Source organism: Streptomyces caelestis (assembly GCF_014205255.1).
GTDB lineage: Bacteria > Actinomycetota > Actinomycetes > Streptomycetales > Streptomycetaceae > Streptomyces > Streptomyces caelestis.
This window is the reverse complement of sequence record NZ_JACHNE010000001.1, coordinates 5,984,256-5,996,370: the sequence shown is the minus strand read 5'-3', so window position 1 is coordinate 5,996,370 and position 12,115 is coordinate 5,984,256. Positions and strand designations below refer to the sequence as shown.

The following is a 12,115-nucleotide window of genomic DNA, read 5'->3' as shown; positions in this document are numbered from 1 at the left end:
ATGGGGAATGCCGTGACTATGTCCTGCTGTGTGAGCGCGGTCACCCTTCCGTTCATATAGTTCACAATCAGCCACGAGGCAGACTGACGACATGCGCTTCTCCGTCCCCGGTCCCCGCAGCCTGGCGGGCCAGCTCTTCGCCATGCAGGCCGTCCTGATAGCGGTCGTCGTGGCCGGATACGCGCTGTTCACTTATGTCAGTGACCGCAGCCAGGCCGAAGAGGCGGCGCGGCGCCAGGCCAGGGCGGTGGCGCGATCGGTCGCCGACTCCCCTTCGGTGCTTCAGGCGGCCCGCACCTCCGACCCGACCGCCGAGCTCCAGCCGTACGCGCTGAAGGTCATGCGGGACACCGAGGTCGACTTCATAACGATCATGGATCCGCGGGGGATCCGCTGGACTCATCCCGATCCGGCCCAGATCGGCCAGCCCTTCCGGGGCCACACCGAGAAGGCCCTGAAGGGCCAGACCTTCACCGAGACCTACACCGGCACGCTCGGCCCCTCGGTCCGCGCCGTCACCCCGATCCAGGACGGCACGCAGATCGTGGGCCTGGTCAGCGCGGGCATCCGGGTCGAGGAGATCACCCAGCGGGTGCAGGACCAGCTCACGGCCCTGCTCGGCGTCGCGGCCGGCGCGCTGGTCCTGGGCGCCGTCGGCACCTACGTCATCAACGCCCGGCTGCGCCGCCACACCCACGGCATGAACGCGGCCCAGCTCAGCCGGATGCACGACTACCACCAGGCCGCCCTGCACGCCGTGCGCGAGGGGCTGCTGATGCTGGACGGGCAGTACCGTGTGGCGCTGATCAACGACGGAGGGCGCGAGTTGCTCGGCGTGGCCGGGGACGTGGTGGGCAGGTCGGTGGCGGAGCTGGGGCTGCCGGCCCCGCTGACGGGCGCGCTGCTGGCGTCGGAGCCGCGGGTGGACGAGGTGCATCTGACGGCGTCGCGGGTACTGGTGATCAACACCTCGCCGGTGTCGGGCGGTGAGCGGCGCGGTACGGTCGTCACCCTGCGCGATGTCACCGAACTCCAGTCCCTGATGGGCGAGTTGGACTCCGAGCGGGGCTTCACGCAGGCGCTGCGCTCGCAGGCGCACGAGGCGGCGAACCGGCTGCACACGGTCGTCTCGCTGATCGAGCTGGGCCGGGCGGAGGAGGCGGTGGAGTTCGCGACGGCCGAGCTGGAGCTGGCGCAGGCGTTGACCGACCAGGTCGTGGCGGCGGTGAGCGAGCCGGTGCTGGCGGCACTGCTGCTGGGCAAGACGGCCCAGGCGAACGAGCGGGGCGTGGAGCTGATGGTGTCGGAGGACAGCAGTCTGGACGACGGCCTGCTGCCGGAGTCCCTCCCCTCGCGGGACCTGGTGACCATCCTGGGCAACCTGATCGACAACGCCGTGGACGCGGCACAGGGCAGCGTGCGGGCACGGGTGACGGTGGCGGCCTACACCCAGGACACCGAGGATCCCGAGGACCCCGAGGCCCTCGATGACCCCCCGGAGCTGGTGCTGAGGGTCTCGGACACCGGCCCGGGCGTGGACCCGGAGCACGCCGAGGCCGTCTTCCAGCGGGGCTTCTCGACCAAGCCGGCGGGTCCGGGCGGCCGGGGCCTGGGGCTGGCCCTGGTACGTCAGGCGGTGCAGCGGCACGAGGGCACGCTGTCGGTGTCGGAGGCCGACGGGGGCGGGGCACAGTTCGAGGTACGGCTGCCGCTGCGGGAGTCGGGGGCGGTGGCCGAGGGCGTGACATCCAGGACCTCGGTGTCCAGAGGCGCTGGAGGCTACGTATGACGAGCGACACCACCCCCGAGAGGGACATCCGCGTCCTGGTCGTGGAGGACGACCCGGTCGCCGCGGACGCGCACGTGATGTACGTCGGCCGGGTCCCGGGCTTCGTCGCCGTGGGCAAGGCGCACACGGGCGCGGAGGCGCGCCGGGCCCTGGAGCGCACGCCCGTCGACCTGCTCCTGCTCGACCTGCACCTGCCGGACGTCCACGGACTGCAACTGGCACGGTCGCTCCGGACGGCCGGGCACCACGCGGACGTGATCGCGGTGACGTCGGCGCGCGATCTGGCAGTCGTGCGCGAGGGTGTCTCGCTCGGAGTCGTGCAGTACGTCCTGAAGCCGTTCACCTTCGCGACCCTGCGGGACCGCCTCGTGCGGTACGCCGAGTTCCACGCCGCGGTAGGCGAGGCGAGCGGGCAGGACGAGGTGGACAGGGCGCTGGCGGCCCTGCGCGCCCCGGGCCCGGCCGCCCTGCCGAAGGGGCTGAGCGCGCCGACGCTGGAGCGGGTGACGGTGGCCCTGCGCGACAGCGCGGAGGGCCTCACGGCCGCCGGCGTGGCGGAGACCGTGGGCATCTCCCGCATCACGGCCCGCCGATACCTGGAACACCTGGTGGACGCGGGCCGCGCGGCCCGCCGCCCGCAGTACGGCACGGTGGGGCGACCGGAGCTGCAGTACCGCTGGGTCACGGGCTAGTGACGGGTCGTCAGCTGGCCTCGGTCGCGATCGAACCGGCGCACACGCATTGACCTGACCAGACCACCCAACTTACGTTCACCACGCAGCCGTCCCGGCCACAACGAAGTGCGTCCGTAGGAGGTTCCTGCCGTGCGCCCCACCGCCGCTTTCACACCTCTCCTCGCCTTAGCCCTCGCCGCGACCACCCTCACCGCCTGCGGTGGCGGTTCCGGCAGCGGCCCCGACACCGTGAAGGTCTCCTTCAAACAGTCCACGGACAACTCCGTCAAGGTGATGGACACCTATCTCGCGGACGTCAAGAAGCAGTTCGAGAAGGCCCACCCCGGCAAGAAGGTCGAGCTGGTCCCGATCAAGGCCCCGGACTCGGAGTACTACACCAAGCTCCAGCAGATGCTCCGCTCCCCCAAGACCGCCCCCGACCTGGTCTACGAGGACACGTTCCTCATCAACTCGGACATCACCAGCGGCTACCTCAAGCCCCTCGATCCCTACCTCGCCAAGTGGCCGGACTGGAACCGGTTCATCGACACGGCGAAGGCGGCGGCCAAGGGCGAGGACGGCAAGACGTACGGCGTCCCCGACGGCACCGACACCCGCGGACTCTGGTTCTCCAAGGACATCTTCGCCAGGGCCGGCCTCCCCGCCGACTGGCAGCCCAAGACCTGGAAGGACGTCCTGACCGCGGCCCGCACCATCAAACAGAAGGTCCCCGGCGTCATCCCGCTCAACGTCTACACGGGCAAACCGGTCGGCGAGGCCGCCACCATGCAGACCTTCGAGATGCTGCTCTACGGCACCAACGACGGCCTCACGGACCCCCTGTACGACAAGGCGAGCAAGAAGTGGATCGCCGGCGGCCAGGGCTTCGAGGACGCCCTGGGCTTCGTCGAGACGGTCTACCAGGAGAAACTGGGCCCGGACGTCTCCGACGCGCTCGACCCGAACGTCATGACCCGGGTCCGCGGCGAGTGGCTCCCGAAGGGCAGACTCGGCATCGCCCTCGACGGCTCCTGGCTGCCGCAGGACTGGCTGCCCGGCAGCGGCCACGAGTGGCCCGAGTGGTCCGAGGAGCTCGGCCTCGCCGCCATGCCCACGCAGCACGGCCAGGCCCCCGGCGAGGTGAGCATGTCCGGCGGCTGGACCTGGTCGATCCCGGCCAAGGCCGGCAACCCGGACCTGGCCTTCGCGTTCATCAAGACGATGCAGACCAAGGCCAACGCGCAGAAGTGGTACGTCGCCAACTCCGGCATCGCGGTCCGCGAGGACGTGGCGAGGGACCCCGAGTACGTCACCGCCCAGCCCGGCATCAAGTTCTTCACCGACCTGGTGCGACACACCCACTACCGCCCCGCCTACCCGGCCTACCCCAAGGTCTCCACGGCCATCCAGGAGGCCATGGAGGGTGTGACGACGGGTGACATGTCGGTGGACGAGGCGACGAGCACCTACGTGGACGCCTTGCAGGACGCCACGGACAACCAGGTCGTCGAGCGGTAGGCGGCGGTACGCCCGATGACGACCACGGCACCGCACACCGACCTCGGAAAGACGTCCGGCCCCACGGCTCCCCGCCGCCCCCCGCGTCGGCCGGGCTCGCTGGTCCGGGCCCTCCCCCTCACCCCCGCCGTCGTCCTCCTGCTCCTCTTCCTCGCCGGCCCGATCGCCTACTGCGTCTACATCGCCTTCACGGATCTCCAGCTCACCGGCCAGGCCCAGGACTCGTTCGTCGGCTTCGAGAACTTCACCCGGGCCTTCGGGGACGAGGCGTTCCTCAACGCCGTATGGCTGACGCTGGTGTTCACCGTCCTGTCGTCACTGGTCGGGCAGAACACGCTCGGCCTCGCCCTGGCGGCCCTGATGCGGCGCGCGTCGAAACCGGTCCGCACGCTCACCGGCGGCATCGTGGTCACGGCCTGGGTGCTGCCGGAGGTGGTGGCCGGCTTCCTCCTCTACGCCTTCTTCCGCCGCGAGGGCACCCTGAACGCCGTCCTCGACCAGCTCCACCTGCCCGCCCAGAACTGGCTGTTCACGCTGCCCATCCTGGCGGTGTCCTTCGCCAACGTCTGGCGCGGTACGGCGTTCTCCATGCTGGTCTACTCGGCCGCGCTGAACGAGATCCCCAAGGAGATCACCGAGGCCGCCGAGGTCGACGGGGCCGGGGGCTGGCGCCGCCTGTGGCACATCACCCTCCCCATGATCCGCCGCTCCATCGGCACGAACCTGATGCTCAACACCCTGCAGACCCTCTCGGTCTTCGGCCTGATCTGGGTGATGACGAGAGGCGGCCCCGGAGGCAGAAGCCAGACACTGCCCCTCTTCATGTACGAACAGGCCTTCCAGAACAGCCTGATCGGCTATGGCACGGCGGTGGCCCTGCTTCTCCTCCTGGTCGGCTCCCTCTTCTCCCTCGTCTACCTGCGCCTGCTGCGGACGGAGGTCTGACCCGCATGGCCCTCACCCTCGCCTCCCGCCGCACGACCCGCCGCCTGGCGGCGGACGCGGGCCTCCTGGTGGTCGCCGCGGCCTTCGTCCTCCCCCTGGCCTGGGTGGGCCTGTCCTCCCTGGACTCTCACGCCGACCTCCGGGTGAAGGCACCCGACGGCCTCACCCTGGACAACTTCGACGCGATCCTGACCTCTGAGATCACCTTCACGCCGTTGCTGAACAGCCTGGTCCTGTGCGGCAGCGCGACGCTGCTGACGGTGGTCTGCGCGGCCCTGGCGGCCTACCCTCTCTCCCGCTTCCGCTCCCGCTTCAACCGCCCGTTCCTGCTGACGATCCTCTTCGCGACGAGTCTGCCCATCACCGCGATCATGGTCCCGGTCTACGCGCTCTTCGTCCAGGTGGACCTGATCGACACCACGCACGGCACCGTCTTCTTCTTCACCGCCTCCCAACTGCCGTTCGCCATCTGGCTGATGAAGAACTTCATGGACGGCGTACCGAAGGAACTGGAAGAGGCGGCCTGGACCGACGGGGCTTCGTCCCTCCAGTCACTGATCCGCGTCGTGCTGCCCCTGATGGGCCCGGGCGTGGCCGTCGTGACGGTCTTCTGCTTCGTCATGATGTGGGGCAACTTCTTCGTCCCCTTCATGCTCCTGCTCACACCCGACCAGATGCCGGCGTCCGTCAGCATCAACGACTTCTTCGGGAACCGGGGGATGGTGGCGTACGGGCAGTTGGCGGCGTTCTCCCTCGTCTACTCGACGCCGGTGATCCTTCTGTACGTACTGATCGCCCGGCGCCTGGGGGGCGGCTTCGCACTGGGCGGCGCGGTCAAGGGCTGACCGGCGTCGTTGCCGGGGCCGGGTGGGTCCGCAGCCCGGCGGGGCGGGGTCCCGCCTCTTGCGACGGGTGCCGCCCTCAGCGGCACGACTGCCCGCAGCCGGGGCAGCTGAGCGGGACCACCGCCTCGCCGCACCCACGCACGGCGAGAAGGGGACGTGGCGTGGGGGGGGGGCCGCCCGCAGCGGTTGGCGCGTCAACGGACAGTCAGCCGGCGTCCGACCCCATCGCGCCGTTCCGAGGGCGGACCACCCCGCGCGGCCCCGCCCCACCGCACCCGGTGGGCGCACGCGGCGCGCGCCCCCACTCAGCCGGCCGCCCCGTCCGGCAGGACCCCGGCCCGGAACGGCTCCACACCCTCCAGCCTCCGCACCCGCGTCGGCTCGATCAGCAGCATCACCCGGCGCTCCCCGGGCAGCAGCCACGGATAGCGGTCCTCCCCGAGGTACTTCCGCGCGAGCCGGTCCATCGCCCGCTCCGCCTCCTCGCCCTCCACGAACCGGACGACCTTCCCCCGGATCTCCGCCCGGTCGTACGGGTTCTCAGGGTCGTGATGGGAGAGCGAAACGTACGGATTGCGCCGCAGATTCTCCTCCTTCACCCGCCCGATGGAGGTGTTGACCATGACGTACTCCCCTTCGATGTCCGCCCACATGGGCGACACCTGGGGCGCCCCGTCCGCACCCACCGTCGCGAGGTGCCAGAAGTTCGTCGCGAGAAGACGCTCGCGAATATGCCCGTTGAGCTTGCCGTTCACCTGACCGACCACCCTTTCCGGGCCCGCGATCACCGGGCCCGGCGTCATCCTCGCCGCACCTCCGCCCCGGCCGACAGACGATCTTCGGCCCCGGTCGAACCCGCCGGTAGCCGTAGCTTCCTACAATCCGTGATCCTGGCCGAACAGACCGTAGTCACCACAGCCCCGCACCCCTAGCTTGTGGCCCGTGCGCCGACCTTCAGCCCGCCCGAGCCAGCCCACACCCCACCCTCTGCCCGCCACCCCGACGCCCCCGCCCTTCAACGCCCCCGCCGCCCGCCGCCTGCGCGCGGGCCTCGGTATGACACCCGAGCACGTCGCCCACGGCATGCGCGTCTCCTACGGGCACCCCCACATCACCCCGGACCACGTCATGGCCTGGGAACGCGAGGCCGCGTCCCCTTCCGGCTCCGAACTCACCGCGCTCGCGGGGGTGCTGTGGTGCTCGCCCGGCGAACTCATCGGCAGACCCCGCACGCTGCGAGAGCACCGCACCGCCCGCGGCTTCGCCCCCGAGGACGTGGCCCGTGCCGTGGGGCACGAACTCCACGCCTATCTGCGCATGGAGGAGACCGACACCTGGCGCGGCACCGACCGTCAGTCCGCCGCCCTCGCCGATCTGCTCGGCCTCCGCCTGCCCGACTTCGTCACCGTCACCGGCCGCGACGCCAAGCTCGGCGAACTGCTGCGCAACGCCGTCACCACCCGCTGGCAGGCCTACATACGCCCGGTGGCCAAGGTCGTGCCCCTGGACCGGCAGTTCCTGCAGGACGCCCTCCAGGGCCTGCACCAGGACTACCAGGGGCACATGGCCGCCACGCTGAGCTGGGGCGGCGGCAGCAGCGACGCCGGCGACGCCGCCCGCGACTTCCTCGACCGGATCGTCGAGCACTTCTGGACGAGGATCCAGGAGAGCCCGGTCTAGGCCCGCCCGCTCCGGAAGACCCGCCCGCTCCAGAACACCGCCCGCCCTAGAAAACCGACTCGGCCTCGTCCATCCGGTCCTTCGACACGGTCTTCAGCTCGGTCACGGCCTCCGCGAGCGGCACCATCACGATGTCCGTCCCGCGCAGCGCGGTCATCCTGCCGAACTCCCCCCGGTGCGCCGCCTCCACCGCGTGCCAGCCGAAGCGCGTGGCGAGCACCCGGTCGTACGCGGTCGGTGAGCCGCCGCGCTGGACGTGGCCGAGAATGACCGGCTTGGCCTCCTTGCCGAGCCGGCGTTCCAGCTCGTGGGCGAGTGCCGTGCCGATGCCCTGGAAGCGCTCGTGGCCGAACTTGTCTATGGCGCCCTTGCCGTAGTCCATGGTGCCGTCGGCGGGGTGGGCGCCCTCGGCGACGCAGACGACCGCGAACTTCTTGCCGCGGGCGAAGCGCTCCTCGACCATCTTCACGAGATCGGACGGGTCGAACGGACGCTCCGGCAGACAGATCCCGTGCGCGCCGGCCGCCATGCCGGACTCCAGCGCGATCCAGCCGGCGTGGCGCCCCATGACCTCCACCACCATCACCCGCTGGTGGGACTCGGCGGTGGTCTTCAGACGGTCCATCGCCTCGGTGGCGACGCCGACCGCCGTGTCGAAGCCGAAGGTGCGGTCCGTGGACGAGATGTCGTTGTCGATCGTCTTGGGGACGCCCACGACCGGCAGACCGGCGTCGGACAGCATGCGGGCCGCCGTCAGCGTGCCCTCGCCGCCGATCGGGATCAGCGCGTCGATGCCGAACTCGTGGATCATGTCGGAGGCGTTCTCGCAGGCCTCCCGGAGCCGGTCGCGCTCCAGCCGGGACGACCCCAGGATCGTGCCGCCGCGGGCGAGGATGCCGCTGACCGCGTTGAGGTCGAGGCCGCGGTAGCGGCCGTCCAGCAGGCCCGCGTAGCCGTCCTCGAAGCCGATGACCTCGTCGCCGTAGTTGTCGACCGCCCGGTGCACGACCGACCGGATCACGGCGTTCAGGCCGGGGCAGTCGCCGCCTGCGGTGAGAACTCCGATACGCATCGTGCTGTGTCTCCTGCTCGCTGTTGATACCGGTGAGCCTCTGCCGATTGTTTCACGCTCCACAGCCCGGTGCGGCACCCTGGGCTGACGGGCGCCTTATCCATCGGCGGAGGTATTGTCAAGAGGGTTCTGCTCACCTCGGTGGGCGATTTTTGTGCCCCTGGCTGGACAGTCATTGGCTTGATGTGTACCCCCATTCGAGACGAAACGGAGAGCGCGCGTGACCCGCAGCGTGTACGTGACCGGCATCGACCGCGGCGACGGCCGCCAGGTCGTCGAACTGGGGGTCATGGAGCTCCTCACCCGGCAGGTCGACCGGGTGGGTGTCTTCCGGCCCCTCGTCCATGACGGCCCCGACCGCCTCTTCGAGCTGCTGCGCGCCCGCTACCGGCTCACCCAGGACCCGGCGACCGTCTACGGCATGGACTACCAGGAGGCGTCCGCCCTCCAGGCCGAGGCCGGCACGGACGAGCTGGTGTCCACGCTCGTCGACCGCTTCCACCTGGTCGCCCGCGACTTCGACGTGGTCCTGGTCCTCGGCACCGACTACGCCGGCACCCAGCTCCCGGACGAACTGGCGCTCAACGCCCGGCTGGCGAACGAGTTCGGCGCGTCCGTGATCCCGGTCGTGGGCGGCCGCAAGCAGACCGTCGAGTCGGTGCTCGCCGAGACGCGCAACGCCTACCGGGCCTACGACACGCTGGGCTGCGACGTCCTGGCCATGGTCACCAACCGGGTGGCCCGCGAGGACCGCGACGAGATCGCCGGCCAGCTCGACTCCCGGCTTCCCGTGCCGTGTTACGTCCTGCCCGACGAGCCCGCGCTGTCCGCCCCGACGGTCTCGCAGATCGGCCACGCCCTCGGCGCCAAGGTGGTGCTGGGCGACGACTCGGGGCTGGCCCGGGACGTGCTCGGCTTCGTCTTCGGCGGCGCGATGCTGCCGAACTTCCTGGGCGCCCTGACCCCGGGCTGCCTCGTCGTCACCCCGGGCGACCGGGCCGACCTGGTCGTCGGCGCGCTCGCCGCGCACAGCGCCGGCACCCCGCCGATAGCGGGCGTGCTGCTCACGCTGGACGAGGTGCCCGGGGACGACATCCTCACCCTCGCCGACCGCCTCGCCCCCGGCACCCCGGTGCTGTCGGTGACGGGCACCAGCTTCCCCACCGCCGAGCAGCTGTTCTCCCTGGAGGGCAAGCTCAACGCGGCCACCCCGCGCAAGGCGGAGCGGGCGCTCGGCCTGTTCGAGCGGTACGCCGACACCGCCGACCTCGCGCGCCGTGTCTCCGCCCCGAGCAGCGACCGCGTCACGCCGATGATGTTCGAGCACAAGCTGCTGGAGCAGGCCCGCTCCGATCTGCGCCGCGTGGTGCTGCCCGAGGGCACCGAGGAGCGCGTGCTGCACGCCGCGGAGGTGCTGCTGCGCCGGGGCGTGTGCGAGCTGACCCTGCTCGGCCCGGTCGACGTCATCCGCAAGAAGGCCGCCGACCTCGGCATCGACCTCGGCGAGTCCCAGCTGATCGACCCGGCCACCTCCGACCTGCGCGACGCCTTCGCCGAGAAGTACGCGGCCCTGCGCGCCCACCGGGGCGTCACCGTGGAGCTGGCGTACGACGTCGTCTCCGACGTGAACTACTTCGGCACGCTGATGGTGCAGGAGGGCCTCGCCGACGGCATGGTGTCCGGCTCGGCGCACTCCACGGCCGCGACCATCCGCCCGGCCTTCGAGATCATCAAGACCAAGCCGGACGCCGACATCGTCTCGTCGGTGTTCTTCATGTGCCTGGCCGACAAGGTTCTCGTCTACGGCGACTGCGCGGTCAACCCGGACCCGAACGCCGAGCAGCTCGCCGACATCGCCATCCAGTCGGCGAGCACGGCCGGCCAGTTCGGCGTGGAGCCGCGGATCGCCATGCTGTCGTACTCCACGGGTACGTCCGGCTCCGGCGCCGACGTCGACAAGGTGCGCGAGGCCACCGAGCTCGTCCGCACCCGCCGGCCCGACCTGAGGATCGAGGGCCCGATCCAGTACGACGCCGCCGTGGAGCCGTCGGTCGCGGCGACCAAGCTGCCCGGCTCCGAGGTCGCCGGACAGGCGAGCGTGCTGATCTTCCCCGACCTGAACACCGGCAACAACACCTACAAGGCCGTGCAGCGCTCGGCCGGCGCGATCGCCGTCGGCCCGGTGCTCCAGGGCCTGCGCAAGCCGGTCAACGACCTGTCCCGGGGCGCCCTCGTCCAGGACATCGTCAACACGGTCGCCATCACGGCGATCCAGGCCCAGTCCCCCGCCCCGTCCCCGAGCGAGAAGGCGACCGCCCAGTGAGTCCCACCCGTGTCCTCGTCCTCAACTCCGGCTCCTCGTCGGTGAAGTACCAGCTGCTCGACATGCGTGACGACAGCCGGCTGGCGATGGGTCTGGTCGAGCGCATCGGCGAGCAGACCTCCCGCCTGAAGCACACCCCGGCCGGCGGCGAGAGCCGGGAGCGCGGCGGCGCGATCGCCGACCACGACGCCGCCCTGAAGGCCGTGGCCGAGGAACTCGCCAAGGACGGCCTCGGCCTGGACTCGCCCGAACTGGCCGCGATCGGGCACCGGGTGGTGCACGGGGGCAAGTCCTTCACCGAGCCGACCGTGATCGACGAGGCCGTGCTCGCCGAGATCGAGCGGCTCATCCCGGTCGCCCCGCTGCACAACCCGGCCAACCTCACCGGCATCCGCACGGCCCGGGCGCTGCGCCCGGACCTGCCGCAGGTCGCCGTCTTCGACACCGCCTTCCACACGACGATGCCGGAGTCGGCCGCCCGCTACGCGATCGACGTGAAGACGGCCGACGAGCACCGCATCCGGCGCTACGGCTTCCACGGCACCTCGCACGCGTACGTCTCCCGTGCGACCGCCGAGCTGCTCGGCAAGGCACCGGAGGATGTCAACGTCATCGTGCTGCACCTGGGCAACGGGGCGTCCGCCTCGGCCGTCAGGGGCGGTCGTTGTGTGGACACCTCCATGGGACTGACGCCTTTGGAGGGGCTCGTGATGGGTACGCGCTCGGGAGACATGGACCCGGCCGTCATCTTCCATTTGATGCGTGTTGGTGGAATGTCCGCCGACGAGATCGACACTCTTCTCAACAAGAAGAGCGGTCTGATCGGACTGTGCGGCGACAACGACATGAGGGAGATCCACCGCCGCGTCGAGGCGGGCGACGAGCAGGCGGCTCTGGCGTTCGACATCTACATTCACCGCCTGAAGAAGTACATCGGCGCCTATTACGCCGTACTCGGACGGGTGGACGCGGTGGCCTTCACCGCCGGCGTCGGCGAGAACGCCGCGTTCGTGCGGGAGGCCGCCCTGGCGGGCCTGGAGGAGCTGGGCCTGGCGGTGGACGGCGAGCGCAACGCCGTACGCGGTGACGAGGGACGGCTGATCTCGCCCGAGGGCGCCCGGGTCGCGGTGGCGGTGGTGCCTACTGACGAGGAATTGGAGATCGCGACACAGACCTACGCGCTGGTAATTGGTTCGGGGAATCACACCTGAGCGGCAACCCGCCCTTTTGTATTTTCCGCCAGACGGAATATTCCGTTGCGAAACAAAC

At 70.5% G+C, this 12,115-nt stretch carries 10 protein-coding genes; 8 read left to right on the top strand and 2 right to left on the bottom strand.

Translation table 11 applies throughout. From position 1 onward, the window contains the following. The first annotated feature begins 91 nt into the window (after window positions 1-91). From HDA41_RS27660 to HDA41_RS27640, 5 genes are all read left to right on the top strand, one after another. Window positions 92-1,789, top strand: a complete 1,698-nt coding sequence (locus HDA41_RS27660; RefSeq protein WP_184988302.1) for a sensor histidine kinase — start codon at window positions 92-94, stop codon at window positions 1,787-1,789. Continuing rightward, window positions 1,786-2,481 (top strand): response regulator, encoded by a 696-nt coding sequence (locus tag HDA41_RS27655; protein ID WP_184988299.1) that lies wholly within the window; start codon window positions 1,786-1,788, stop codon window positions 2,479-2,481. The genes HDA41_RS27660 and HDA41_RS27655 overlap by 4 nt, the downstream gene beginning before the upstream one ends. 132 nt (window positions 2,482-2,613) lie before the next feature. Then, window positions 2,614-3,981: an extracellular solute-binding protein gene (locus HDA41_RS27650; protein WP_184988296.1), complete on the top strand. Its 1,368-nt coding sequence runs from the start codon at window positions 2,614-2,616 to the stop codon at window positions 3,979-3,981. 15 nt (window positions 3,982-3,996) lie between these two features. Next, window positions 3,997-4,926, top strand: coding sequence for a carbohydrate ABC transporter permease (locus HDA41_RS27645; protein ID WP_184988293.1), 930 nt, complete (start codon window positions 3,997-3,999; stop codon window positions 4,924-4,926). Window positions 4,927-4,931: 5 nt separating this feature from the next. Beyond that, window positions 4,932-5,771: a carbohydrate ABC transporter permease gene (locus HDA41_RS27640; protein WP_184988290.1), complete on the top strand. Its 840-nt coding sequence runs from the start codon at window positions 4,932-4,934 to the stop codon at window positions 5,769-5,771. 305 nt (window positions 5,772-6,076) lie between these two features. On the opposite strand, the gene HDA41_RS27635 is transcribed toward HDA41_RS27640, so the two are convergent. After that, window positions 6,077-6,574 carry a PPOX class F420-dependent oxidoreductase gene (locus HDA41_RS27635; protein ID WP_184988288.1) on the bottom strand — a complete coding sequence of 166 codons (498 nt, stop codon included), beginning with the start codon at window positions 6,572-6,574 and terminating at the stop codon, window positions 6,077-6,079. A gap of 139 nt (window positions 6,575-6,713) precedes the next feature. Here HDA41_RS27635 and HDA41_RS27630 point away from each other — a divergent pair, with 139 nt between their 5' ends. After that, window positions 6,714-7,451: a helix-turn-helix domain-containing protein gene (locus HDA41_RS27630; RefSeq protein ID WP_230299439.1), complete on the top strand. Its 738-nt coding sequence runs from the start codon at window positions 6,714-6,716 to the stop codon at window positions 7,449-7,451. A gap of 46 nt (window positions 7,452-7,497) precedes the next feature. Here the strand turns inward: HDA41_RS27630 and HDA41_RS27625 are convergent, their stop codons facing one another. Continuing rightward, window positions 7,498-8,523 carry an ATP-dependent 6-phosphofructokinase gene (locus tag HDA41_RS27625; RefSeq protein ID WP_184988285.1) on the bottom strand — a complete coding sequence of 342 codons (1,026 nt, stop codon included), beginning with the start codon at window positions 8,521-8,523 and terminating at the stop codon, window positions 7,498-7,500. A gap of 220 nt (window positions 8,524-8,743) precedes the next feature. Between HDA41_RS27625 and pta the strand changes: the two genes are divergently transcribed. Both pta and HDA41_RS27615 read left to right on the top strand, forming a co-directional pair. Continuing rightward, window positions 8,744-10,846 carry a phosphate acetyltransferase gene (gene pta / locus HDA41_RS27620; RefSeq protein WP_184988283.1) on the top strand — a complete coding sequence of 701 codons (2,103 nt, stop codon included), beginning with the start codon at window positions 8,744-8,746 and terminating at the stop codon, window positions 10,844-10,846. Then, entirely contained in the window at window positions 10,843-12,057 is a 1,215-nt protein-coding gene (locus HDA41_RS27615) for an acetate kinase (protein WP_184988281.1), read from the top strand. The genes pta and HDA41_RS27615 overlap by 4 nt, the downstream gene beginning before the upstream one ends. Window positions 12,058-12,115: the final 58 nt, after the last annotated feature.

What these genes read in the sequence shown, in the direction of transcription:
- HDA41_RS27625 (WP_184988285.1), bottom strand. Translation starts at nt 8,523, where the DNA reads ATGCGTATCGGAGTTCTCACCGCAGGCGGCGACTGCCCCGGCCTGAAC.
- HDA41_RS27655 (WP_184988299.1), top strand. Translation starts at nt 1,786, where the DNA reads ATGACGAGCGACACCACCCCCGAGAGGGACATCCGCGTCCTGGTCGTG.
- HDA41_RS27660 (WP_184988302.1), top strand. Translation starts at nt 92, where the DNA reads ATGCGCTTCTCCGTCCCCGGTCCCCGCAGCCTGGCGGGCCAGCTCTTC.
- HDA41_RS27645 (WP_184988293.1), top strand. Translation starts at nt 3,997, where the DNA reads ATGACGACCACGGCACCGCACACCGACCTCGGAAAGACGTCCGGCCCC.
- HDA41_RS27635 (WP_184988288.1), bottom strand. Translation starts at nt 6,574, where the DNA reads ATGACGCCGGGCCCGGTGATCGCGGGCCCGGAAAGGGTGGTCGGTCAG.
- HDA41_RS27640 (WP_184988290.1), top strand. Translation starts at nt 4,932, where the DNA reads ATGGCCCTCACCCTCGCCTCCCGCCGCACGACCCGCCGCCTGGCGGCG.